This is a genomic window from Curtanaerobium respiraculi, assembly GCF_024609215.1.
Classification (GTDB): Bacteria; Actinomycetota; Coriobacteriia; order Coriobacteriales; family Eggerthellaceae; genus Curtanaerobium; species Curtanaerobium respiraculi.
In genome coordinates this window covers 1-25,201 of the sequence record NZ_JANIPD030000042.1, presented here as the reverse complement: position 1 = coordinate 25,201, position 25,201 = coordinate 1, and the positions used below count along the sequence as shown (strand labels likewise).

Sequence of the window (25,201 nt, the reverse complement as noted above, 5' to 3'; positions counted from 1 at the left end):
GCTGGTATGTGTTGCGAACGTGTTTTGCGAGCACATCCTTTTGTGAGCATACGGAAAAACTTCGAACCGGGTTTTTCTCTGCTGGTAAAATTGCCCGGAATCTCAAACGGAACGAAAGGGCTGCGCATGTGCGGCATTGTGGGTTATACCGGAACCGAGCCGGCGGTCGATATATTGATCGAAGGCCTGAGCAGGCTTGAGTACCGAGGATACGATTCCGCGGGAATCGCCGTGCAGGAGGGCGACTCCCTGTCCGTGGTGCGGCGCGTGGGCAAGGTGAGCGAGCTCGCGCAGGCGGTCGAGGGGCTTGCCCCGAAGGCGACCTGCGGCATCGGCCACACCCGCTGGGCGACGCACGGCGCGCCGAGCGAGCGCAACGCGCACCCGCATCGCTCGTGTCACGGGGGCATTGCCGTCGTGCACAACGGCATCATCGAGAATTTCGCCGAGCTGCGCGACGATTTGAAGGCGAAGGGCCATTTCTTCGCAAGCGACACCGACACCGAAGTGGTGGCGCACCTTATCGAGGAATCGTACGAGGGCGATCTTCTGGAGGCGGTGCGCGCCGCCGCCGTCCAGCTGGTCGGCAGCTACGGCCTGGCGGTCATGAGCGCTGCCGAGCCCGGCAAGATCGTGGTCACGCGCCAGGACAGTCCCCTGGTCCTCGCACATGGCGATGGCGGCAGCTTCGTGGCGAGCGACATCATCGCCGTGCTGCGCGCCTCGCGCGATGTGGCGGTTCTGGGCGACAAGCAGCTCGCCGTCATGGCGCCCGATTCCATCCGCTACTACAATACCCGTGGGATCGAGATACAACCCCAGGTCATGCATGTCGATTGGGATCTGGACGTCGCGGAGAAGGGCGGCTACCCCGACTTCATGATGAAGGAGATCCACGAGCAGCCGCGCGTGGTGCGCGACACGCTCGCCGGCCGCATGACCGACGGTGTGCTGAAGATCGACGAGCTGGGCATGTCGCTCGACGAGCTGCGGCTGATCGATCGCGTGTACGTGATCGCCTGCGGCACCAGCTACCATGCCGGCCTGGTCGCCCGCCAGCTGTTCGAAGGCTGGGCGCGCATTCCCACCAAAGTGGAGGTGGCGAGCGAATTCCGCTACCGCGACCCCATCATCACCCCCACCACGCTGGTGGTCGCGGTGTCGCAGAGCGGCGAGACCGCCGACACCCTTGCCGCGATCCGGGAGGCCCGTATCAAGGGCGGCAAGGTGTTCGGCATCACGAACGTCATCGGCAGCCCGTTGGCACGCGAGTCGGACGGCGTGATATACACGAAGGCGAACAAGGAGATCGCGGTCGCCAGCACGAAGAGCTTCTTGGGGCAGATCGTGAGCCTGACCCTGCTTGCCATGGTCCTTGCCCAGGCGAAGGGGAAGATGACGCAGGCGCACACCCGCCTGCTGTTCCGCGAGCTGGCGGACACGGCCGAGCAGATCGAGTGCATCCTGTCCGACACCTCCGCCATCGACGAGGCGGCCGAAGCATGCAAGGACGCTCAGAGTGCATTCTTCATCGGGCGCGGCATGGGCAGCGCCATCTCCTACGAAGGCGCGCTGAAGCTGAAGGAGATCAGCTACCTGCACGCCGAGGCGTATCCCGCCGGCGAGATGAAGCACGGCCCGATCGCGCTGCTGCAGGACGGCTTCCCCGTGATCGCGGTGGCCACGCAATCGCCGGTGTACGACAAGGTGATATCCAACATCCAGGAGAGCAAGACGCGCGGTGCGATGATCGTTGCCATCGCCACGCAGGGTGACGAGGAGATTCGCAAGCACGCGGACTACGTGATCTACGTGCCGAAGGTGCGCGATTGCTTCAGCGCCATCACGGTGACCGTGCCGCTGCAGCTGTTCGCCCGCGCCATCGCCGTGGCACGCGGATGCGACGTCGACCAGCCTCGCAACCTCGCGAAATCCGTGACGGTCGAATAGCGTCCCTTCGGCGGCGGGTCTATCCCGCCGCGTGCCGACTTGACCCGAGCTTGCGGCGATGCACGTTCCGCCGCGCAGATGCGGTATCATCTTCCCAACCAAGGAGGTGGCTGTGCCGGATAGTGGAAGCAAACCCCTGCCGATAGAGGGAAGCGTGGGGCTCGGGGTGGATATCGTGGCGATATCCCGCATGGAGCGCATCATCGCGCGGTCCCCGGCGTTCTCGAAGCGCGTGTTCACCGAGGACGAGCAGGAGTATTGCAACGGCACCGTCCAGCCGCACGTGCATTACGCCACGCGGTTCGCCGCCAAGGAAGCCGTGCTGAAGGCGCTGGGGACGGGCTTTTCCCTCGGTATCGCGCCCCGCGATGTGGAGGTGGCGCGCAACGCGGCCGGCAAGCCGTTCGTGCGCTTGCATTGCCGCGCCGCGGAGGTGGCGGAGGAGCTGGGCGTGCGCGAGATCCCGCTTTCCCTTTCGTACACGCACGAGGAAGCGGTGGCGTGCGCGATGGCGATCACCGAGGAGAGCGTGCAGGCCCAGGCGAAGCGCATCGACCCGATGGAGGAGCTCGCCCGGCAGTTCAAGGAGACGCGCAGCCTGCTCGACGAGATTTAGGCGGGTCGCGGCCGGACTCCCCGGGAGCTCTCACGATTGCAGGTGCGATCGCGGTGATCGGAAGCGACCGTGGGAAGGCGATGGGGGCATTTCCGGGCTGGCTGCAATTAGGCCGGCGATGCGGTGGGGCTGCATCGGTTCGGAGGCCCGTCGGAAGGAAGGGATGCGAAGATGAAACGTTTGGACGGTGCAGCGCTGGCGAAGCTCGTGCCCGTGCTGGACGAGGGCGCGAACAAGTACACGCGGGGGAAGCTGCGGTTGTTCGCCGGCACCGCCGCCTATCCCGGGGCGGCCTGCCTGGCGGCGGTTGCGAGCCAGCGCGCGGGCGCGGGATACACCGAGGTGTTCACGGACCCGCCGATCGTACCGTTGGTGCAGGCTCATCGCGCCTCGCTGGTCGTTCGGCCTTTCGACGCATGGGACCGTGCGGCGGAGCGGCCGAGCGAAGCGCGCCACCCGCATGCGTATGCGGCGGGGAGCGGCTTCGACCCGGCGGACGAGGACGCCTTGAGGATGGTCGGCTTGGTGCTGGACGCCGCCCAAGCGCCGGTCTTGGTGGACGGAGGCGGGCTCCAGGCGCTCGTCGACGACAGGATGCGCGAGGCGTGCCTTCGCCGCGGGCAAGCGGGCTTCGCAACGATTCTCACCCCGCACGGGGGCGAGGCGGCGCGCCTGGCCGCTCCTCTGGGCATTGCCGTCGAGGATCCGAGCGCCTTGGCGACGGATCTGGCGCAGGCGTATGCGGCGGTTGTGGTGCTGAAGGGCCCCGATACGTTCATCTCCGACGGCGGCGACCTCTATCTCATGGACGAGGGGGGGCCGATGCTGGCGAAGGCGGGTACGGGGGATGTGCTCGCGGGCATCATCGGCGGCCTTCTGGCCCAAGGCGTGCGGCCGTTCGGCGCATGCGTGCTCGGCACGGTGCTGCATGCACGCGCGGCGAACGTTGCAGCCGAGCAGCTCGACGAGCTTTCGGTGTGTGCGGAAGACGTGATAACCTGCCTTCCGGAAACCCTCCGCGCGGTGCGGAATTGCGGATAGAATCGCACTTGGAAACGATTTCGGTGCAGGAAGAGGAGCAAGATGCCTGATCAGCAGCAGAGCCTATTTGAGAACCCCGAGGAGCGCATCGAGGCGCTGCGCCGCGAGATCGAGCACAACAGCTATCTGTACTATGCGAAAGACGCCCCTGCTATCAGCGATGCCGCCTTCGACTCGCTCATGCGCGAATTGCGCGAGATGGAGGCGGCCCATCCCGAGTTCTACGATGCGAACAGCCCGACACAGCGCGTCGGCGGATACGTGGGGGAGCAGTTCACCCCGGTGGTGCACGCCAGCCGCATGTACTCGCTCGACGACGCGATGGGCCTGGAAGAGCTGGATGCCTGGATCGACCGCACGATCGAGGCGCTCGGGGGGTTCGTTCCCCTCTGCTGCGAGCTGAAGATCGACGGAAGCGGCATCGCGCTCACATACGAGGACGGCCGCCTGGTGCGCGCAAGCACGAGGGGTGACGGAACCACGGGCGAGGATGTGACCGCCAACATCCGCACGATCAAAGACGTGCCGCTGCGGCTGCGCGAGCGGTCCGCGGAACTGCTCGCCGATCCCGAGGCAGCCATCGAGCTGCGCGGCGAGGCGTACATGCCGAAGAGCAGCTTCGACAAGCTGAACGCAGCGGCGGAAGCCAATGGGAAGGACGGCTTCGCGAACCCGCGCAACGCGGCTGCGGGCAGCCTGCGGCAAAAGGACCCCGGCATCACCGCGCATCGCGACCTCTCGACGTTCATATACGCGACCGCGAGCAATTCCAGCTTCGACGTGTCCGGTCAGTGGGAGCTGCTCGAGTGGATGCGCGAGGCGGGCTTCCACGTGAACCCCGACGTCAAGCTGTGCGCAACGCGGGATGAGGTGATGGAGTTCTGCCGCAGCGCGTTGGAGAAGCGAGGGAGCCTGCCCTACGAGATCGATGGCGTGGTGGTGAAGGTGAACGAATTCGCCATCCAGGACCGCATGGGGTTCACCGCCCGCGCGCCGCGCTGGGCCATCGCCTACAAGTTCCCGCCGGAGGAGAAGACGACGCTTCTGCGCGACATCACCGTGCAGGTCGGCCGCACGGGTGCGCTCACCCCGGTGGCTGAACTGGAGCCGGTGCGCGTGGCGGGCAGCACGGTCGCCCGTGCGACGCTGCACAACGAGGACGAGGTGCACCGCAAGGACGTGCGCGTGGGGGATACCGTCATCGTGCGCAAGGCGGGGGACGTGATCCCCGAGGTTCTGGGTCCGGTGCTGAGCCTGCGGCCCGATGGCGCTTCCGCATGGAGCATGCCGTCCGCCTGCCCCAGCTGCGGCAGCCCTGTCGTGCGCGAGGAGGGCGAGGCCGCCTACCGCTGCGTGAGCATCGACTGCCCGGCCCAGGCCCATGAGCGCCTCGTCCATTGGGCGAGCCGCGGGGCGATGGACATCGAAGGTCTGGGCGTCGAGGTCATCGGGCGGCTGCTGGAGTCCGAGCGCGTCGCCGATGTGGCCGATTACTACAACCTGACGGAATACGATCTGGCGACGCTGGACATGGGACGCATGAACAAGGAGGGCGAGGCGATCCACCTCGGCCCCGTGATGGCCAAGAAGATCATCGCCGAGCTCGATGCCAGCAAGCGGAGGGGATTCGCCCGCGTCCTCTTCGGCCTGGGGATCCGCCATGTCGGGAAGACGACGGCGGAGGCGGTCGCACGGGAATTCCCCGATATCGAGAAGCTCCGCGCGGCATCCGAGGAGCAGCTCGCCGCCATCGACGGCATCGGCGGCATCATCGCGCACAGCATCTACCTATTCCTGCGCACGCCGCAGAACGAGCGGGTGATCGATCGCCTGATCAGCATGGGCGTTTCCATGGCCGAAGAACAGCGCGGCGAGCAGAAGCCTCAGACGCTGGCGGGCATGACGTTCGTCCTCACCGGAAGCCTGGTGCAGAGCGGCATGACGCGCACCGAGGCAGGGGATGCCTTGAAGGGGCTCGGCGCGAAGGTAAGCGGCAGCGTCAGCAAGAAGACCAGCTACGTGGTGGCGGGAGAGGCAGCCGGCAGCAAGTACGACAAAGCCGTCGCGCTCGGCGTGCCCGTTCTGGACGAAGCGGCGTTCCTGCACGTGCTCGAAACGGGCGAGCCGCCTGCGAGCGAGTAGGGTTGCAACGGGCCCTATCCTCTGCGCGGAGCGGACGCGCGCCCGAGCGGCAACGTCATCGAGACCGAGCCGGAGCTATCCTCCGCGCGGAGCGGACGCGCCCTCGTACCTGCGCAGCTCTTCGAGGATGGCCACCTTATCTCCGCGCATGGGGCGGACGTGCTTCGGCTGCTGTGCGTTGGCAGGTCGCGTCCGTATATCGCCGAAACGCTGTTCCTCTCTGAAAACACTGTGAGATCGCACGTGAAACATATCTATCAGAAGATGCAGGTGCATACCAGGCAGGAATTGCTCGACATGGTGAACGAGGCGGGCTAGATGCAGAAGACCGCGTAGAGGGGGACGGAGCGAAGCTTTCCGGATTTTCCGAAGTTGCTGCGGGAGGCGATGATGCCGTAAGGGCATCCGTATTTTTCAACGAAACGCCTGAGACTTCCTCCACGGGAAGTACCGTTTTTCGCGTCGATGGGCACGCCGGAACGATCTCGTCGGCTAGCGAAACACGGCGCGGACGAGATATTCAACATTGTGGGACTTGCGGCCGGTGATGGGGCTCTCCATGCAGCCGGTCACGGCGAAGCTCGCCGCGGCAAGAGCATCCTGCACCTCCTGCACGGTGCGGGCGCGCACGCTGGGATCGGCAACGTAGCCGGCGCCATCGGTTTCCTCATGCGCGCTTTCGTACTGGGGTTTCACCAGGCCGATGAACACGCTGCCGTTGTGGGAAAGCCGTGCGAACACAGGTGCGAGGCTCGCCAGGCCGATGAAGCTGAGGTCTGCGACCAGCAGGTCGAACGGGGCGCCCAGCACGGCAGGCTCGACGGTGCGGATGTTCGTTCTCTCGAACACGTCGGTGCGCGGGTCATTGCGCACCTTCCACGCCAGCATGCCGTAGTTCACGTCGACACAGGCAACGTGCGCCGCGCCCGCCTGCAGCAGGCAGTCGGAGAACCCTCCGGTGGACGATCCGATGTCGATGCACTTCATGCCCGCCACGTCTTGCGAGAACTCTTTCAGGGCGCCTTCGAGTTTATATCCGCCGCGCGACACGTATTTCGGGGCGCCTTTCACCCAGATATCGGCATCGGGCGAGATGGGCGCGGCGGCGCTCGTGGCGTAGGAATTATCGACCTTCACCTCGTGGGCGAGGACAGCGCGCTTCGCCGTCTCTTCGTCGGGGAACATGCCGCGTTCCACGAGTACTTTGTCAAGTCGCTGTTTTTTCGCGATCATGCCCCCTTCTTCCCCTTGAATTCTCGTACAGGCCAGTACGATTTTCTATAATACCAATCTGATGCGCCCTTGAATCTGCGCAGTTGATGTGGGCAGGAGACCCCTATGAAAATTATTGTCACGGATACGTATGAGGAAATGGGCAGCGTCGCCGCTCAGGTCGTCGAGGCTCAGATGGAAGCCAAGCCCGATAGCATCCTCGGCCTTGCGACCGGCACCACGCCGATCAGCCTGTACGATACTCTGACCGAAGATTGCAAGGCCGGCAAGATCAGCTTCGCCGACATCACCACGTACAATCTGGACGAATACCGGGGGCTGCCCGGCACGCATGACCAGAGCTACCGCTACTTCATGGACAAGTACCTGTTCGACCGCGTCGACATCGACAAGTCGCGGACCCATCTGCTGGACGGCACGAACCCCGATGCGGATGCGGAATGCGCTGCGTACGAAAAGGAGCTTGCCGATGCGGGGTATGTCGACTTGCAGCTGCTCGGGTTGGGGCACAACGGGCACATCGGCTTCAACGAGCCGGCCGACCATTTCCCCGTGGACACGCATCTGGTGGATTTGACGGAGAGCACGATCACCGCGAACGCGCGGCTCTTCGATTCCGTGGAGGACGTTCCCACGCAGGCATACACGATGGGTATCGGCACGTGCATGAAGGCGCGCAAGATCCTGCTGGTCGCCAATGGGGCGAACAAGGCGCGCATCGTGCGCGATTCCTTCCAGGGTCCGGTCGTTCCGCAGGTGCCCGCCAGCATTTTGCAGCTGCATGCCGACGTGACGGTTGTGGTGGACAAGGAAGCCGGCAGCCTGCTGGACCTGTAGGGCGGCCTTCTCGCCTCTCTACGCCAATTTCTCCAGTTGCCAATCTTTCCGTGTGCTGGAGGGATAAAAAAGGGAGTCTATGCGCCAAATAACCCGGTTGTCAGCTTTCGAGCGACCTGCGAAAAACAGGACAAATTGCGAAGGTGTGCGTTTATCTGGGGGAATGCCAACCCGGTTATTCGCGATAGCGAAATGCAGCTTCGAAAAAAGCTGACAACCGACAATAGTGGCGCAGCGAGGTGCGAAAATCGGGTTTCAGGGCTGGAGAAAGCTGACAACCGGGTTATTTGGCGCAGCGACTTCTGAAAGGCCGATTTCGATTTCAACGTGGCATCGAAACGGGCGTGGACTTGCCTGCCGCTTTGCGATCTTCGGTGCCATGTCCGTCTCGCGCGCTCCCTCGATCGCACGGTCGAGGGAGCGGATTGCCCGGACGTTCTCAGCCCATCAGACCGAGCACGTGCATCGGAGAGGATCTCCTTCGCGTCGGTGAGGGAGATGCTAGTTTTTCAGCGAGTTCAGGGGGGCGGGGAAGCGGCCGCCGCGGTGGGCGAACACGGTCCCGGCGGTCCTCCCCACTTCCATGATGGGGGCGCTGCCCAAGAGGCCGCCGAATTCCAGCGTCTCCCCGGCTTTCTTCCCGATGGCGGGGATGACGCGCACGGCGGTGGTCTTCGCGTTGATCACGCCGATGGCAGCCTCGTCCGCGATGATGCCGAAAATCGTTTCCGGGGTGGTGTCGCCAGGGATGGCGATCATGTCGAGGCCGACGCTGCACACGCTGGTCATTGCCTCGAGCTTCTCGATCCGCAGGGCTCCCGATTGCGCTGCGCGTATCATGCCGGCATCCTCGGATACGGGGATGAACGCGCCCGAAAGCCCCCCGACGCTGCTGCTTGCCATGACGCCGCCCTTCTTCACGCAGTCATTCAGCAGGGCGAGTGCCGCTGTGGTACCCGGCCCGCCGGTCTGCCCCACGCCGATCGCCTCGAGGATGTCCGCCACGCTGTCGCCTTCTGCGGGGGTGGGTGCCAGGGAAAGGTCGAGGATGCCGCGTTGCACGCCCAACGCCTCGCTGGCCTGCCGCGCCATCAGCTCGCCCGCGCGGGTGATCTTGAATGCGGTCGCTTTGATCGCTTCGGCGACGGTGGTGATGGAGGCGTCCTCCGGCAGGTCAGCCAGCACGGCGCGCACCACGCCCGGTCCGCTGACGCCCACGTTTACGACCTCGCTCGCCTCGCCGGAGCCGAGGAACGCGCCGGCCATGAACGGGTTGTCCTCCACGGCGTTCGCGAACACGACGAGCTTCGCAGCCCCGATGCAGTCGCGGTCGGCGGTCGCCTTCGCGGTTTCGAGCACGATGTTCGCCATCTTCCAGGCGGCATCCATGTTGATACCGGCGCGCGTGCTGGCAATGTTCACGCTGCTGCACACGTTGTCCGTGACCGCCAGCGCATGCGGAATCGAGTCCATCAGCTTTTGGTCGGCATCGGTCATGCCCTTTTGCACCAAGGCGCTGAAGCCTCCCACGAAATCGACGCCGACCTCCTTGCCGGCCTTATCCATGGCGATAGCAACAGTGGTGAGGTCCGATGCATCGGTGGCGGCGGAAATCTCCGCGATTGGCGTTACGCTGATGCGCTTGTTCACGATGGGGATGCCATATTCGCGCTCAAGCTGCTCGGCGGTGGGCACGAGGTTTTCCGCGGCGGCGGTCATGCGATCGTACACCTTGCGGGCCATCACGCCGATGTCCTCGTGGGTGCATGCTCGCAGGTTGAGGCCGAGTGTGATCGTCCGGATATCCAAGTGCTGTTGGGCCACCATGGCCAGGGTTTCGGCGACTTCCGCCGGCGTGATCTGCATGCGTACCCCTTTGTTCGAGCGTGAAAGTGCATCGATTATAGCGTTTCGAGCTTATATGTCGCATTGTGGCAGGCAGCCAATCGTGATAACACGCATGACAAAGGGGTCGTAGACTTTTGTCTTATTCGCAGACAAAGGGGTCGCAGACTTTTGCCCGTCAATAGTTGCCCGTCAAACTGGTTGCCGTCACGCTCATAGTATCCGAGCAAGGTGGCGAGCAACGATGCGAATCGATTTCAAGATTGCAGAGGAATCCCCTTCCCGCAATGTGAGCCCGTAGTCCACACTGACTTCGGGGTCGGAGAGGGGTACGTAGCTGACCTCGTCCGGAAACAACCTTGCCATCGAGGTGGTGACAATGGTGAACCCAAGCTCCGCTGAGACGAGTCCCAAAAGAGCCGTGTACGTTTCTGCTTCGTGCGATATCGAGGAGTCGGTGCCTGCATGTGTGACGAGTTTTTCCATGAAACAATTGGGCGATTCACCATTGGCACCGGCGTATCCGAGAAACGGGACCTCATCAAGGTCGGCAAGGCTCAATTCCTTGCGCGAGGCAAGGCGATGTTCCTTTGGCAAAGCGATTACCGCACGGTCTTCCAGGATGGGCAGATATTCGAATCCTTTTGGCAGATTGGAATATCGTGTAATCAGACATGCGTCCGTATCGCCGCTCGCTAGTGGATGCAAGCCGTCCTTGTTGTGCTCGACGAGGCGGAGGGAGATCTCGGGGTATTCTGTTCGAAAGAGCCTCACGAAATCAGGAAGAATCGATACGACGGTGGCGGATTCGTAACCTAGGCGCACGACACCCGCTTTTCCTCCCGCGATAAGGCGTGCAGATTCCACAGCTTGTTGCTGCTGAGCCACGATGCGGCGGGCATTCCCTTCGAACGATGACCCCGCAGGGGTTAGCCGTACCGACCGTGTTGTTCGGTCGAAGAGCTTAAAACCCAGTTCATCTTCCAGTTTGCGAACGCGATATCCTAGCGGTTGCTCCGCGATATGCAGCTTTCTTGCCGCTTGTCCGAAATGAAGCTCATCGGCAACCGCGAGAAAGCATTCGAGATCCCATGTATCCACTGTGTCTCCTTTATATAAAATTTTATTTAAATCATACATTATATAGTTGGAATAATCATGTAATTGCAGAATACCATGTCAATAAAGAAACATCCGGATACGCAGGAGGAGGTGCAAAGAATGAAGCTGCTTCTCAATGGCGACCAAGAGCTTGCGAATATCGATTTGCAGGTCGATCCTGACACGAACATTTGCAAACCTATGGTGGAAGGCTTGGGGTATCGCATCAGCGGGCCATCTGCCGTGATGAGCCTGACGAAAGCCGACGATATGGACGGACTCAGGTTGAATCTTGAACTTCCGGGGGTTACCGCCGCCGCTGTGATTCTCGAAAAATCTGACGTTAAAAAGATGAAAGGCATCATGAACAAGGATGCCATCAAATTCATGGTGAAGGCGCTGATGTAGCGCAAGTCAAACGGGATTGAAAGGAGGGTTCCGATGGATGGAAAGACCTGCAAAATCGTGAACGAAGATGGCGCAACGATGATAGAGCTGAAGAACGTGCGCGTTCAAGACGGAAAGCTCACCGTGACCGGTGCGCTCATGGGGGCATGGGATACCGATATGTTCATGGATGACGAGAGTATCAAGGCGGCGGTCGGCATTGTCGATATCCCGGCTGTGCTGAAGTACCTCGCCGACAATGTATTGGGGGTGACAATGGAGAAGATCTCGTAAGGTAAGCGTAGCGGGTTCGAAGCATCGAAGGCTTCAACATCGATATATGATCGAAGAGAAAGGCAAGCAATGGCGGATTATGATGCCATCATTATAGGCGGCAACACCCCTGCACTCGTCACGGCAACGTACTTGGCGAAAGATTCCGACATGAAGGTCGCGATTCTTGAGCGCAGCCAGTGGATTGGCGGAACCGCGATGACCGTGGAGATGAAGCCGGGGTACAAGTTCAGCCCGGCAGCGACGGGCGAAAGGGGTCGACAAAGGGGTCGTAGACTTTTGTCCTGAAGTGGTTCGACCCCTTTGTCTGCACGGACAGGACAAAAGTCTACGACCCCTTTGTCTACGACCCCTTTGTCCGTCATCTACACGGTTGTCGAAAGATTCCCCAATAACGCTTTTACGAGAAATTCCGTGGCACCTTTTCCAGCTGCTCCATCATAGTAGTCGATAAAACGGCTGTCATCGAGATAGGCGCATGCAAGCGAACGGTGGGCCTCGCGCGTGTAACTTTCGCCCCAGTGGAGGCGGATCCATCTTTCATGCATGCGAGCCAACTCATGCGAATCGTCGCCGGCGGGATCCCCTGTTGCCATCGCAATCCGAAGTTGCACCTTGATTGAATCTTCCAGCAGCTCCTTGGCTTCCCATTCGTCTTGCGTGAGCGACATCATCCTCTCGTTGGTCGCATCTATCGCCTCGGAACCGTATCGTTCACGCGCCTCGGTGCCGTACCTTTTCTCGAACTTCTCAAGCTCTTCTGCTTTGATCTGCTCGAATGCGGTTTTCTCATCCATGCTTTCCATCCTTTCCGTTGCGGCGATAGCCTTTTTCGTGCGAAGCATCGCCTCGTCCAGAGATTCTCTCTGCTTACGCAGGGAGAGGAGATGGGAGCAAAGCGCGTCGTGCAGCTCAATTTCGGGATTGCCGATGATCTTGCGAATAGTCGGGAGCGGTAAGCCACACGCTCGCATGGAAAGAATTTGAGCGAGGCGCCGAACGTCGGCGTCCGAGTACGATCGGTATCCGTTGGCCAGGCGCCGCGGGGCGATGATCCCCATGTCCTCGTAATACCTGATGGCTCTGGGGCTTGCTCCCGAAAGTTCTGCAAGCTGGCCGATCGTGTAGCGTTTCTTCTCCATTGCTCACCTCCTGCATGGCATTATCGGGCTTGCCGCGGCGTTAAGGTCAAGCGGGCTCGCAACCGCATCGCCACGTGACAAGCAACCGTATTGTCCGTCACATCGCGTTGCTTCTTTACCTGAAATAGTGGTATCGCTTTTTGCGCGGTCGGGCGATGTTCTGCCCGCCTCGCGCGCCTTCCATCATGGCGAGCTTCTCGAAATCGGATTTTCATTTGGCGAAATCGTAGGAATTCTCGTGATTACGGGCAAGCGACTTGTGGTTGACCCCAAGTGATTGTCTTGGTTGCAGGGAAAACCAATTGCCTTTCCATTACCGTGCGCTTCGCAATTGAATGTGGCAAACAATACGGTTAGTTGTCACTCGGTTGTCTGTCGCTTTTCATCGTGGTGGAATGACCGCTAGAATCCGCCTGGTTGCCCGTCACGCATGTGACAAACAATACGGTTGCCTGTCACAGTTGCCTGTCACAGATGAACATATCGTCAAGTTGCCTGTCACAGTTCTGCTTGCCGAAATTTGACGGTTCGGTGCACGGGTTGCGGCGATGGTTTCGCACTGCTACCATGCTTTTTATACACATTGTCAAGTAATGTGTAGGCTGTATAAAAGCTCCGAGGCGCCTTTACGGCGTGGATGGGGCGAAGGGTATCTCGCAGGCGGATCGACGCGAGCATTTCGGCTCGATGTACCTTGGCGGGATCGCCCCGTGCAGCTCGAACATCATGCGGGGAAACCGCACGAGCGGGAAGGAGAGCGTGTGGCGGGTTCGATGTCAAACACCTGCGATCGACGCGTGGCGAAAACCCAGGCGGCACTGCGCGGCGCCCTCACCGCGCTCATGGAGGAGCGCGGGCTGGACGCGATCTCGGTGGGGGATCTGTGCTCTGCCGCCGATATCACGCGCGCCACGTTCTACAACCACTTCAAGAGTAAGGAAGACCTGGTCGAATCGGTCGAGGACGAGATATTGGCGGAACTTGAGGCGATCCAGGCTCGCCTGTCCACCTTGAACATGGTGGAGGCGGCGTCGTGCGTGAAACGGAAGAGGCCGCTGCCCATCCTGGTCGACCTGTTCGACTACCTGCGCAGCCAGGGCGATTTTCTGTGCGCGGTCATGGGTCCCGGCGGCGACGCGCGCTTCGAGCGCCGTCTGCGCGACCGGGTCTGTACCACGCTGGTGCAATCGGTCCTGCACAAGCGGTACCGCGAGCACCCCACCGCGTTCGTGAACTACTACGTGGTTTTTTACGCCAGCGCCTACCTGGGCGTGGTCGAGCAGTGGCTCGAAACGGGTATGAGGGAATCGAGCGGTCAGATGGCGCGCGTCGCCCAGCGGCTGCTCTTCATCAAACCGGGCGAATCGATCGAACTTTAGGAAAACGATGCTGGGTCGAGCGCGGCTTGGCATGGGGAAAGGGCAAGAACATGAGCGATGGAAACCTGCGCATCGGCGTGGACGTCGGCTCCACGACGGTGAAGCTGCTGGCCATGGACGCGCGTGACGAGGTTGTCTTCAGCGTGTACCGCCGCCATCATTCCGATATCCGCGCCACGATCGTGGAGATCGTGGGCGAGGCGCTGGGGAAGCTGGGCGATGCCCCGGCGACCATGGCAATCACCGGCAGCGGCGGCCTGCTGCTCTCGCAGTGGCTGGGCGTGCCGTTCGTGCAGGAGGTCATCGCCAACAAGACCGCGATCGAGCGCCTGATCCCCCAGACCGACGTCGCCATCGAGCTGGGCGGCGAGGACGCCAAGATCATCTACCTCGACGGCGGCATCGAGCAGCGCATGAACGGCACCTGCGCCGGCGGCACGGGCGCTTTCATCGATCAGATGGCGACCCTGCTCGACACCGACGCGGCGGGCCTGAACGAGATGGCCGCGCGCCATACCATCATCTACCCCATCGCGAGCCGCTGCGGCGTGTTCGCCAAGACCGACGTGCAGCCCTTGCTCAACGAGGGCGCCAAGAAGGACGACATCGCCGCCAGCGTGCTGCAGGCCGTGGTCATGCAGACCATCAGCGGCCTGGCATGCGGGCGTCCCATCCGAGGCAACGTGGCGTTTTTGGGCGGTCCCTTGCATTACCTATCCGAGCTGCGGCAGCGCTTCATCGAGACGCTGGAGCTCACGGATGAAACCGCCATCGTGCCGGAGGAATCGCATCTGTTCGTCGCCCGCGGCGCGGCGTTCGCTTCCGAGGGGAACAACGAGGCGGTCACGCTCGGACAGTTGAAGGATCGCATGGCCAACTTGGGCGACCTGCAGGGGAGCGAGGTCCCGCGCCTCGAGCCGCTCTTCAAGAACGAGGCCGAGCTGGAGGAGTTCCGAGCGCGCCACGCCAAGGCGTCCGTGCCCCAAGGCGATCTTTCCGCCTACCGCGGCGAGGCCTATCTGGGCATCGACGCCGGCAGCACCACGCTGAAGAGCACCCTCATCGGGCGCGGCGGCGAAGTGCTGCACAGCTTCTACGCCAACAACAAGGGCGACGTGCTGGGCACCGCCCGCCGCATGCTGGGCGAGTTGGAGGATCGGCTCCCGCGCGACGCTGCGGGCAACCCCTTGGTGACCATCGGGCATGTGACCACGACCGGCTATGGCGAGGCCCTGTTGCTGGAGGCGATCCAAGCCGACAGCGGGGAAATCGAGACCGTCGCCCACCTGCGCGGTGCGCGCGAGCTGAATCCGGACGTCGACTTCATCCTGGACATCGGCGGCCAGGACATGAAATGCATCACGGTGAAGAACGGCGTGATCGAGCACATCATGCTCAACGAAAGCTGCAGCGCCGGGTGCGGCAGCTTCATCGAGGCGTTCGCCACCAGTTTGGGCCTTTCCGTGGAGGATTTCGCGGCGGAAGCCCTGAAGTCGACCGCTCCGGTCGACTTGGGCAGCCGGTGCACCGTGTTCATGAACAGCCGCGTGAAGCAGGCTCAGAAGGAAGGTGCCAGCGTCGCCGACATCAGCGCGGGCCTTTCCTATTCGGTCATAAAGAACGCCCTGTTCAAGGTCATCAAGCTGCGCGACGCCAGCGAGCTGGGCGAACATGCCATCGTACAGGGCGGCACGTTCCTGAACGATGCCGTGCTGCGCGCCTTCGAGAACATGGCCGGGCACGACGCGATCCGTCCGGATATCGCGGGCCTCATGGGCGCGTGGGGAGCGGCCCTTCTGGCGCGCGATCGCGCGGCGGCGGGCGGCGCCAAAATGCTCACACCCGAGGAAATCGACAACCTCACCATCAAGCACACGGCGGTCCGTTGCGGCAAGTGCTCGAACAACTGCCTGCTCACCATAAACGATTTCGGCAAAGACCCCGAGACCGGCCGCCGCCGTCGCTTCATCACGGGCAACCGCTGCGAGCGCGGCGCAGGCGCGAAGGCGAAGAGCAAGGACGTTCCGAACCTGTTCGAATTCAAGAACGACCTGCTGTTCGACCGCGAGGTTCTTCCCCGCGAAAAGGCGCCGTACGGCACGGTGGGCATCCCCCGCGCGCTGAACATGTACGAAAACTACCCCTTCTGGCACAGCTTCTTCACCACGCTGGGCTACCGCGTGGAGCTTTCCAGCGCCAGCACCAAGAAGACGTTCGAAGCAGGTATCGAGAGCATGCCCAGCGAGAACGCCTGCTATCCCGCCAAGCTTTCCCACGGCCACATCATGGAGCTGCTGGAGCGCGACGTCGACTTCATTTGGATGCCCTGCATCCGTTGGGAGCGCCAGGAGGACGCCGGAGCGAACAACCATTTCAACTGCCCCATCGTCATGAGCTACTCCGAGGCGCTGAAGCTGAACATCGATGAGCTGAAGACCAGCCGCACCGACTTCCTCAACCCGTTCATCCCCTACGATGACAAGGAGGCGCTGAAGAGGCGCCTGTACGAGCACCTTTCCAAGAACCGCAAGAAGGAGCTGGAGGCGCGGGGTGAGAAGAACGTCGCCGTCCCCTCTAAGCGGGAGATCGAGGCCGCTGTCGACCGCGCGTGGCAGGTCGACCTCGACTTCAAGAGCACCATGCGCGCCAAGGGCGAGGAAACGCTGCGCTGGCTCGAGGAGCACCATGGCCACGGCATCGTGCTGGCAGGCCGCCCGTACCACATCGATCCCGAGATCAACCATGCCCTGCCCGAGCTTATCACCGGCTTCGGCATGGCGGTGCTCACCGAGGACAGCGTGGCTCATCTGGGCAATCTGGACCGCAACCTGCGCGTGTACGACCAATGGATGTACCACACGCGCCTGTACAATGCCGCCCGCGTGGTCACGCAGCGCACCGATTTGGACCTGATCCAGATGATGAGCTTCGGCTGCGGCTTGGATGCCCTGACCACCGACGAGGTGGAGGAGATATTGGAAGGCAGCGGCAAGGTGTACACCCTGCTGAAGATCGACCAGATATCCAATCTGGGCGCCGCACGCATCCGCATCCGAAGCCTGATGGCCGCCCTGCGCCAGCGCGCGGACGAAGCGGAGGCGGCCTCGCGCGCGGAGGCTGGCATGGACCCCGCCCTGGACGAGGCCCAGGCGAATGCGGAGGCGACCGCCGCCGAGCTCGCCGCCAGCCGCCGGGCATGCGTGACGGACGGCTTCGAATTCAAGGCCGATCGCCGCTCGGCCAGCACGGAGTTCCCGCGCGTGGAGTTCACCGAGGAGATGCGCAAGACCTACACCATCCTGGCACCCCAGATGAGCCCGATCCACTTCGAGCTGCTCGTGCCGATCTTCCGCCACTACGGATACAACCTGGAGCTGCTGCCCGCCGTGGACCATGGCGCGGTCGATGCCGGTCTGAAGTACGTGAACAACGACATTTGCTATCCCAGCATCCTGGTGACGGGCCAGATCATGGAGGCAGCCACCAGCGGGCGCTACGACATGGACAAGACGGCCTTCATCATCACGCAGACCGGCGGCGGGTGCCGCGCCACCAACTACATCGCGCTCATCCGCAAGGGCCTGCACGACGCGGGACTCGACCAGGTGCCCGTGATCTCATTGGCGCTCAACGATACGGGCGAGTCGAACTCGGGGTTCAAGATCACGGGGAAGATGCTGCTGACCGCCATCCCCGCGCTCGTCATCGGCGACCTGCTGATGCAGATGCTGTACCGCACGCGCCCGTATGAGGCGAGGGAAGGCAGCGCGTACAGGCTGTTCCGCACATGGATGGACTATATGAAGGAGCACGAGTGCTCCATGAGCCGGTCCGACGTGAAGCGGACCGTGGACGCCATCGTGGAGGACTTCGACAATCTGCCGTGCGTCGATTTCGGCAGCAAACCGCGAGTGGGCGTGGTGGGCGAGATCCTGGTCAAGTTCCACCCCACGGCGAACAATCAGATCGTCGAGACGATCGAGGCGGAAGGCTGCGAGGCCAATGTGCCCGGCCTGGTGGACTTCTTCCTGTTCGGCATGCTGAACCCCGCGGTGCGCCACAAAGAGCTCACGCCCGATTTGAAGAAGTACCTGGGCGCCAAGGGGTTGGTCGCGTTCTGCGAGGCGCAACGCAACCCGGTGCGGAAGGCGCTGGCCAAGAGCAGGCGCTTCGAGCCGATCTCGCGCATCGAGGAGATCGCCGCCGGCGCGAGCGACATCATCGATCTGGGTAACACCATGGGCGAGGGCTGGCTGCTCACCGGCGAGATGGTGGAGCTGGTGAATGAGGGCGTGCCGAACATCGTGTGCACGCAGCCGTTCGCGTGCCTGCCGAACCACGTGGTGGGCAAGGCCGTGATCAAGGAGATGCGCCGCCAGTATCCGCAAAGCAACATCGTGGCTGTGGACTACGACCCGGGCGCCTCCGAGGTGAACCAGCTCAACCGCATCAAGCTGATGATCGCGGTGGCGAAGGAGAACCTGAGGGAGCAGCGCGCCTTGGAGTCGGCTTCGGCATAGGGGGCTGCATAGGGGATGGCGGCGCCTCTGCGTAAGAGCGCCGCTGCGACGGGCAACCGGTGACAGCCAACCGTATTGTTTGTCACACGGAATCGCGTGACAAACAATACGGTTGGCTGTCATTCATGTGGCAAACAATACGGTTGCCCGTCAATACGGTTGCCCGTCACGCAGATGATGGGAGCGAAGCTCACGCGCACCAAGGCAATCGGCGGAGGGGATGTTGTCTGCGACTTCCGCTACGGCCCGACATCGTGACTGATTTGCCCAAAAGCCCTTTGAACGCAACGGCACTCCGAATCGGGCCTCCCGTCTCGGATACGCTCTTTCCGCCCATTGTCATTTCGACCTGCTTGTCGCGTTCTCGTCTTTGCGGAAAACCAAGATCTTCTCGGCGGCTTTCTTCACGAACGGAATCCAGTCTATGAGCCTGTAAGCCGGGTAAAGCTGTTCCATGCCGCGCAGGATGTCGTCATCGGCAACCCTTGCGAACCCTTTCGCGAGTTCCCCGAGATCCTCGAAGCTATCGCACCCCCAGGTGAACTTCGATCCGGTCTCCTGCACGGATTTTTCCACGCCTTGCTTGCTCACCCAGAAGGGCGAGGTCGTCTCCATCATCACGAGGGCGTTGTCGAAGCTGTCGCGGATGATGGAGAGCATCTGCGCAACGTCGCCTGCCTCGAGATACATCGTAAGGCCCTCGATGACGAAGAGCATGTCCCCGCCGCCGCCGACCCGGTTCGCCCAACTCGGGTCCATCGCGGAAGCTGCGATGTTGTGCTCGCGTTGCACCGGCGGGAGGATCTCGTTCCGCACCTCCATCGCGTCGGGGAGATCGACGTTGTACCAGCCGATTGCGCCGTTGCCGATTCGGTAAAACCGCGTGTCGAGGCCGCTGCCGATGTTCACGACGATCGCTTCGGGGTGCTCGACGATGAAGCCGCCGACGAGTTCGTCGAAAACCAACGTGCGGGCAATCGTTCCGCTGCTCATCGCGAAGTCCTTCGAAGCCGCCGCGAAGTCGTAATCGAGACGGTCCACCACCTCCTCCGCCTTTGCGTCGCGGAAGAGCGCCTTCTCTCCCTTGGAGTAGTTCGCCCGCGCATACAGCGTGAGGAGCATCGTCTTCGAGACATCCCGCAAATCACCCATGGTCTTCCCTTTACTGGCCGGTTTCCATTCGACGGCGCCGGCGGAGCGCAGCTCCTCACGCCCGCATACCGCAGGGTGCTTCGCCGTCCCCCGCACGTCTCAACGCCTTGTATACCGTAATAGTTAGGCTCGGGTAACATCCTACAACAAACCTTACCGCGATGACGTCTGTAGATGCCGGGAAAATGAATTTCCACTGATGAAGGCGGATGGGTTCTCCACAGCGAGAGGGAAGAGGCCGATATGAGCAAGGAAGAGGACCGCAAGCACGATTCGGGGAATTACCACGATGACCATCATGGACGCGTCATGGCATGCCACGGGTATTGGACTTGGGACTACCTCGCAGGGCGCGCTTGCGGCACCATGGCGTCGGTTCCGATGCTGTGCCCCGCATCGCTCCGGCGTACAATAGGGGGCGCGAATTCGTCGAAAGGGGCGCGGCATGGCATTGGATGAACATGCAGCAAGGCAAACCGACCAGCTGTGGGAGTGGATTCGTGCGTGCGAACCGAGACGTATGGTGTTTTTCGGCGGCGCGGGCGTCTCCACCGAAAGCGGCATCCCCGATTTTCGCAGCGCAGATGGCCTGTATCGTCAGAAGTACGGGGCTGTCCCGCCCGAGCAGATGATCAGCCGCAGCTACTTCGATCGGCATTCGCGTGAATTCTTCCGGTTCTATTTCGATCGCATGATCGCCAGGGATGCGAAGCCGAACCGCGCACACCGGACGCTTGCGGAGTTGGAGAAGCAGGGTGTGCTGGATAGCGTGGTGACGCAGAACATCGACGGATTGCACCAAGCCGCCGGCAGCGTGCGTGTGCACGAGGTGCACGGCAGCGTGCTGCGCAACCATTGCATGGCGTGCAATGCCGCGTACAGTCTCGATGAGATGATGGAGCGGCGCGAAAGATCGTCGGACGGCGTCCCGCGCTGCCCGACGTGCGGCGGCATCGTCAAGCCCGACGTGGTCCTGTACGAAGAACCGCTTGACGAGCGTACTATCGCGGCGGCGATCCAGGCCATCGCGCAGGCCGACTTGCTGCTCGTCGCCGGCACGAGCCTGGTGGTCTACCCGGCCGCCAGCTTTATCGATTTCTTCAAAGGTGACCATCTCGCTATCGTGAACAAGGGCGCAACTCCACGCGACCAAGCCGCCGACCTGTGCGTGCAAGCGAGCATCGGCGACGTGCTGGACCCGCGCTTCCTGCGGTCTTGATCATTCGGTATCCATCCCGTCCTCCGTGCGAAGCATCAAGGTTGCAGCGGCCATCGCGCATCGGGTGTCAGTATGACAGGCCACATAGTAGAGTGGCAGGGGCAACCGGTGACGTGGTGACCGGTGACAGCCAACCGCGGTGACAGCCAACCGTGACAGCCAACCGTATTGTTCGTCACGCGAAAGGTATGGGTTGCTACGGTTGACAAGGGACGTTCCGGCAGGCTGCGGTATCATCGATGCGATGCGATGCGATGCGATGCGATGGGTGGAAGCTCGATGCGAAACGCGGCCTCGCCCGGCTGGCACGGCCGGACCGAAGCGGAACGTGGCGTCAAAGGCTTAAGCGCAATCGGCTCTGCGCGGAACGCAGCAGCTGTCGGCTCGTGCGATCGCGCCAACGCAAACAGAAAGGACGGCGATGGCCGGAACGCTGTACATCTGCCCCACGCCGTTGGGCAATCTTGGGGATATAACGCTGCGCGCGCTTGACGCGCTGCAGGAAGCGCGAGCCGTGTATGCGGAAGACACGCGCGTGACGGGGAAGCTATTGGCGCTGTTCGAGATCCGCACGCATGTGGAACGGTGCGACGAGGCGAGCCTGCCCGCCCGGGCCGATGAGATTATCGAACGGGTTCTGGCTGGCGATACGGTGGCGTATTGCAGCGATGCGGGCATGCCCGGAGTATCCGATCCGGGACAGCGCTTGGTGGCGGCGGCACGGCGAGCGGGCGCTCCCGTGGTCGTGCTTCCGGGGCCGACGGCGGTCGCGACGGCGTACGTTGCAAGCGGCTTCACCTGTCCGCGGTTCTACTTCGGCGGGTTCTTCCCGCGCAAGGCGGGGGAGAGGCAGCGGGCCCTGGAATCGCTCGCTCCGCTCGACGCCGCCCTGCTCTTCTACGAGAGCCCCAATCGCGTGGCGGGTGCTCTCGAGACGATCGCACTAGCGTTTCCCCAACGTCAGGTGGCGGTGTGCCGCGAATTGACGAAGGTGCATGAAGAAGTGTACGTGGCATCGGCGCCCAGGGCGGCTGAGGAGTTTTCGCGCCGCAAGGATGCGGGGACGATCAAGGGCGAGATAGTCCTCGTCGTGGATGCGCCGTCGGCAGAGGAGCATGCGGCGGCCGAAGAGGGTACCCGTGCCGATGCCCGTCGTCGCGCCGAAGAGCTGTTGCATGCCGGCTCGCTCACCAAAAGGGACATCGCAAAGCAGCTCCAGCGGGAGTTCGACATCAAACGCAACGACGCTTACGCGATTCTGCTCGAATTCACCTGATCATGTAGCAGAATTCCGAATGTCTGGCCCTTGGGTGCATGGCTGCCCGGCCCCTTGATTGAGAAGAAAAGGACAAGTCCATATCAATGGTCGAAGACAATCTGATATTCGTCGATGAGTTCGAGGTGCGCATCACGCGCAAGAAGGTGAAGAGCCTTCGCATCCGCGTTGCAGCGGACGGCCATATCGAAGCGAGCGTTCCGCAGCGTATGGCGCGCACGCATGTTGAGGATTTCATCAGGCTTCAAGCGCATTGGATCCGCGAGCAGCAGGAGCGCACGCGCCGTTCGCCGCTTTCGCAGGCGGAGCTCGCGTCAAAAGAGGAGATCGAAGCCTGGCGCGCGGTCATCAAGTCTGTGGTTCCGCTGCTGGTTGCGAAGTGGGGACCGATCATGGGCGTGCACGTCGGCAAGCTCGCCTATCGCAACATGCGGAGCAGGTGGGGCAGCTGCCAGCCGGAAACCGGGCGCGTGTGCATCAACATCCGACTCGCGCTCTATCCGCCCGAATGCCTGGAATACGTGGTGGTCCACGAGATGTGCCATCTGCTCGTGCCGGGGCACGGCCCGAGGTTCTGGGCCGCCGTCGAATCATTCCTGCCTTCGTATCGAGAAGCGGTCGCGAAGCTAGCGCGATAGTCCTTGCGCGCGCCGGACCGGTTTCGCACGCCGGGTTGCTCGAGCGGGAATCGATGCCCTGGACGCTCCAGCTCCCCGCCGCCTAGGAAAGCACCGATTGGGCCGCATTGCGCCCCCAAGCGATGCCCCGACCCGGTGTCGCATGGGCTGCGGCACGCGGCGGTCGGGGCGTCGCTCGGAGCGTGGGCGATCGGTTCGGCTGCTTGGAAAACGCCCCCATCGGGGTTTGGATGGGCAAAGCCGGAAAACCAGCGCTTCTCCGCGACGTGCGGTGCTTGAAACCGTCGTGCGAGCCCAGCGTGGCAAGATGGCGCGCTGTCGACCGGATCGCATATCTGAGGGCATAGCGGAGTTGAAGAGATGGCGCTGGGGGTAGCGGAAAACGCGGGCGCCATCCTTCGGTTCGATTCACTAACAGAATCAATATGTTGGGGGTGGCCGCTTTACGGCCACAGATGGGTTCATAGGGTCTTCATTCGATGTTTTCGCAGTTCAGATAATAGATTCATATAAGATTCTCCACGCCGCGCCCCCAGCTGCGGTGCCCCCGATTGGCGGGCGAAGACCCCTGTCCGATATAATATCCAGGATTTGCGCTGCGGTGCTCCAGGTGTTTTTCGGGGGAATCCGCGGTGGAAACCGACGGCGGATTCGCGGGAGCGCTCCGCTGGAAAGGCAAGGAGATGAAACAGGAAACGCAGATTTCGCTCCATGCGAAACTTGCCATGGCATTGGGTGCGCTCTGCGTGGTCATCGCGTTGTGCGCGGTGCCCCGCGCGGCCCAGGCCGAGGGGGATGACCTTTCCGAGCTTCAGCAGAAAGTCGAGGCGACGGCGCAGGAGTACGACAATGCCGAAGCCCGCATCGCCGAGCTCGAATCGGACATCGCCGAGAACCAGGCCAAGATAGAGGAGATCAACGCCCAGCTGCCCGGCCAGACCGAGAGCGCTGCCGATTCGCTGCGCGTGTTGTATATCGTGCAGCAGGAGGGCGGCAGCCTTCTAGAGGTGGTTCTGGGAAGCGAAGACCTGTCGGACTTCATTTCGAGGGTCGAATACCTCGACCGCATCAGCAGCCACAACACCGCCCAATTGCAGCGGTTGGCCGACTCCAAGGCGGCGCTTGAGACGACCCAGGCCGAGCTCGATGCCGCGCTCGACGACGTGAAGCAGGAAGCCGCCCGCGCCGCCCGCGCCCTTGAGAGCGCCAAGGCGGCCCGCCAGGAGGCGGAGGAGAAAGCTGCTGCCAAGGCCGCCCAAGAAGCCGCCGCAGCCGCCGCGCAATCCCAAGCGGATCGGCAGCAGGCGCAGGCAGCTTCTTCGGCTACTGCGGCGGCCGAGGCCAAAGGCGTCGATTCCGAGAACGCGTCCGTGAACGTTTCCGAGGAACCGTCCTCGGTGGAGGGATCGGTCGATGCTGAATCGGTCGACTGGTCGGCGGACAAGAAGGCTTTCGTCAACCAATGGACTGGCCGTATCGACGACTATCTTGCCGGCAGCGCCCTCGCCGGCCAGGGCGAGGCCTTCGCCGAGGCGGCATGGGATTACGGCGTCGATCCCCGCTGGTCGCCCGCCATCGCCTACGTGGAAAGCAGCCTGGGCTCCTACTGCTTCCGTCCCCACAACGCATGGGGATGGGGGAGCAGCAGCTGGGGCAGCTGGGAAGAGGCCATCAACGCCCACGTGTCCGGTCTTGCCCGCCGCTACGGCAGCACGCTCACGCTGAGCGCCGCGCAGATGTACTGCCCGCCCAGCTACACCGATTGGTATAACAAGGTCCTCAACCAGATGAACCAGATTTAACCCATACCCCGCTGTCTGCCATTCCGCCGCACCGGGCATTCCCTGGCGCGGCGATTTTTATCGGTTCCCGACCGCGGGGCATTCCCCGCGCTGAAAGACGGGACGTTTTTGCCCATTTCCGAAAAGATGGGTAGTTTCGGACACACGACCACAGATGGTCATTGCTTTCAGCCCGTCCGTCCCGATACTGGAGGAAGGGAGTTTTTTCGAGTAGAAAGCGAGAGGACATGGGTCGTCCAACAATATTTCCCACCGGTACCACGATTTACAAACCTGAGAAGTGCTACAGCGGCTACACGCTGTTCACCGGCCCCGGAAAGGGCGTCATCCTCATCGACATGAACGGCAACTGCGTGCGCCACTGGAAGGATTTCCAGGGCTTCCCCTGCAAGATGATCCCCGGCGGTCATCTGTTCGGCAGTCTGGGAAGGCGTGCGAATGAATTCGCCTACCAGGATATGACGGACGTCACGATGGTCGATTGGGACGGCAACGTCGAATGGTCGTTCAACCGCAACCAGGAGATCGAGGACAACGGGACGAAGGAGTGGTATGCCCGCCAGCACCACGACTACCAGATCGAGGGCAACCCCGTGGGCTACTTCGTGCCCGGCATGGAGTCGAGCC

The 25,201-nt window shown here is 62.3% G+C and carries 21 protein-coding genes; 16 read left to right on the top strand and 5 right to left on the bottom strand.

The genetic code is table 11. From position 1 onward, the window contains the following. Window positions 1-126: 126 nt before the first annotated feature. From glmS to NOV21_RS09985, 5 genes are all read left to right on the top strand, one after another. Window positions 127-1,950, top strand: a complete 1,824-nt coding sequence (gene glmS, locus NOV21_RS10005; protein ID WP_283170908.1) for a glutamine--fructose-6-phosphate transaminase (isomerizing) — start codon at window positions 127-129, stop codon at window positions 1,948-1,950. A gap of 112 nt (window positions 1,951-2,062) precedes the next feature. Then, entirely contained in the window at window positions 2,063-2,566 is a 504-nt protein-coding gene (acpS, locus tag NOV21_RS10000; protein ID WP_283170907.1) for a holo-ACP synthase, read from the top strand. 171 nt (window positions 2,567-2,737) lie between these two features. After that, window positions 2,738-3,607 carry an NAD(P)H-hydrate dehydratase gene (locus tag NOV21_RS09995; RefSeq protein WP_283170906.1) on the top strand — a complete coding sequence of 290 codons (870 nt, stop codon included), beginning with the start codon at window positions 2,738-2,740 and terminating at the stop codon, window positions 3,605-3,607. A 42-nt stretch (window positions 3,608-3,649) separates the two neighbouring features. Further along, entirely contained in the window at window positions 3,650-5,749 is a 2,100-nt protein-coding gene (ligA, locus tag NOV21_RS09990) for an NAD-dependent DNA ligase LigA (RefSeq protein ID WP_283170905.1), read from the top strand. A gap of 159 nt (window positions 5,750-5,908) precedes the next feature. Further along, complete coding sequence (locus tag NOV21_RS09985; protein ID WP_283170904.1) at window positions 5,909-6,067, top strand: response regulator transcription factor; 159 nt, start codon at window positions 5,909-5,911, stop codon at window positions 6,065-6,067. A gap of 174 nt (window positions 6,068-6,241) precedes the next feature. Here the strand turns inward: NOV21_RS09985 and NOV21_RS09980 are convergent, their stop codons facing one another. Beyond that, complete coding sequence (locus NOV21_RS09980) at window positions 6,242-6,982, bottom strand: TlyA family RNA methyltransferase (protein WP_283170903.1); 741 nt, start codon at window positions 6,980-6,982, stop codon at window positions 6,242-6,244. 105 nt (window positions 6,983-7,087) lie between these two features. On the opposite strand from NOV21_RS09980, the gene nagB reads away from it, so the two are divergent. Beyond that, window positions 7,088-7,819 (top strand): glucosamine-6-phosphate deaminase, encoded by a 732-nt coding sequence (nagB, locus tag NOV21_RS09975; protein WP_283170902.1) that lies wholly within the window; start codon window positions 7,088-7,090, stop codon window positions 7,817-7,819. A gap of 501 nt (window positions 7,820-8,320) precedes the next feature. On the opposite strand, the gene NOV21_RS09970 is transcribed toward nagB, so the two are convergent. After that, complete coding sequence (locus tag NOV21_RS09970; RefSeq protein WP_283170901.1) at window positions 8,321-9,685, bottom strand: PFL family protein; 1,365 nt, start codon at window positions 9,683-9,685, stop codon at window positions 8,321-8,323. A gap of 192 nt (window positions 9,686-9,877) precedes the next feature. After that, window positions 9,878-10,765, bottom strand: a complete 888-nt coding sequence (locus NOV21_RS09965) for a LysR family transcriptional regulator (protein WP_283170900.1) — start codon at window positions 10,763-10,765, stop codon at window positions 9,878-9,880. A gap of 120 nt (window positions 10,766-10,885) precedes the next feature. On the opposite strand from NOV21_RS09965, the gene NOV21_RS09960 reads away from it, so the two are divergent. The 3 genes from NOV21_RS09960 to NOV21_RS09950 all read left to right on the top strand — a co-directional run bounded on the left by NOV21_RS09960 (window position 10,886) and on the right by NOV21_RS09950 (window position 11,734). Continuing rightward, window positions 10,886-11,173: a hypothetical protein gene (locus tag NOV21_RS09960; protein ID WP_283170899.1), complete on the top strand. Its 288-nt coding sequence runs from the start codon at window positions 10,886-10,888 to the stop codon at window positions 11,171-11,173. 33 nt (window positions 11,174-11,206) lie between these two features. Next, window positions 11,207-11,446: a hypothetical protein gene (locus NOV21_RS09955; RefSeq protein WP_283170898.1), complete on the top strand. Its 240-nt coding sequence runs from the start codon at window positions 11,207-11,209 to the stop codon at window positions 11,444-11,446. 69 nt (window positions 11,447-11,515) lie between these two features. Further along, window positions 11,516-11,734, top strand: coding sequence for an NAD(P)-binding protein (locus NOV21_RS09950; protein ID WP_283170897.1), 219 nt, complete (start codon window positions 11,516-11,518; stop codon window positions 11,732-11,734). Window positions 11,735-11,811: 77 nt separating this feature from the next. Here NOV21_RS09950 and NOV21_RS09945 read toward each other — a convergent pair whose 3' ends face one another. After that, window positions 11,812-12,588 carry a MerR family transcriptional regulator gene (locus NOV21_RS09945; protein ID WP_283170896.1) on the bottom strand — a complete coding sequence of 259 codons (777 nt, stop codon included), beginning with the start codon at window positions 12,586-12,588 and terminating at the stop codon, window positions 11,812-11,814. A 761-nt stretch (window positions 12,589-13,349) separates the two neighbouring features. Between NOV21_RS09945 and NOV21_RS09940 the strand changes: the two genes are divergently transcribed. Both NOV21_RS09940 and NOV21_RS09935 read left to right on the top strand, forming a co-directional pair. Further along, window positions 13,350-13,967 carry a TetR/AcrR family transcriptional regulator gene (locus NOV21_RS09940; protein ID WP_283170895.1) on the top strand — a complete coding sequence of 206 codons (618 nt, stop codon included), beginning with the start codon at window positions 13,350-13,352 and terminating at the stop codon, window positions 13,965-13,967. A gap of 50 nt (window positions 13,968-14,017) precedes the next feature. Then, complete coding sequence (locus NOV21_RS09935; protein WP_283170894.1) at window positions 14,018-18,487, top strand: 2-hydroxyacyl-CoA dehydratase; 4,470 nt, start codon at window positions 14,018-14,020, stop codon at window positions 18,485-18,487. Window positions 18,488-18,826: 339 nt separating this feature from the next. Here NOV21_RS09935 and NOV21_RS09930 read toward each other — a convergent pair whose 3' ends face one another. Next, complete coding sequence (locus tag NOV21_RS09930) at window positions 18,827-19,639, bottom strand: class I SAM-dependent methyltransferase (protein WP_283170893.1); 813 nt, start codon at window positions 19,637-19,639, stop codon at window positions 18,827-18,829. 445 nt (window positions 19,640-20,084) lie between these two features. Between NOV21_RS09930 and NOV21_RS09925 the strand changes: the two genes are divergently transcribed. From NOV21_RS09925 to NOV21_RS09905, 5 genes are all read left to right on the top strand, one after another. Further along, window positions 20,085-20,858: an NAD-dependent protein deacylase gene (locus NOV21_RS09925; RefSeq protein WP_428978396.1), complete on the top strand. Its 774-nt coding sequence runs from the start codon at window positions 20,085-20,087 to the stop codon at window positions 20,856-20,858. A 421-nt stretch (window positions 20,859-21,279) separates the two neighbouring features. Beyond that, the gene (gene rsmI / locus NOV21_RS09920) at window positions 21,280-22,134 is read left to right on the top strand and encodes a 16S rRNA (cytidine(1402)-2'-O)-methyltransferase (RefSeq protein ID WP_283170892.1); all 855 of its coding nucleotides are present in this window, start codon (window positions 21,280-21,282) and stop codon (window positions 22,132-22,134) included. Window positions 22,135-22,220: 86 nt separating this feature from the next. Continuing rightward, a complete protein-coding gene (locus NOV21_RS09915) occupies window positions 22,221-22,772 on the top strand; it encodes a M48 family metallopeptidase (RefSeq protein ID WP_283170891.1) in 552 nt (183 codons plus the stop codon). A 683-nt stretch (window positions 22,773-23,455) separates the two neighbouring features. Further along, the gene (locus NOV21_RS09910; protein ID WP_283170890.1) at window positions 23,456-24,574 is read left to right on the top strand and encodes a coiled-coil domain-containing protein; all 1,119 of its coding nucleotides are present in this window, start codon (window positions 23,456-23,458) and stop codon (window positions 24,572-24,574) included. 227 nt (window positions 24,575-24,801) lie between these two features. Continuing rightward, the coding region (locus NOV21_RS09905; protein WP_283171800.1) for a hypothetical protein at window positions 24,802-25,201 on the top strand (400 nt) is incomplete at its 3' end.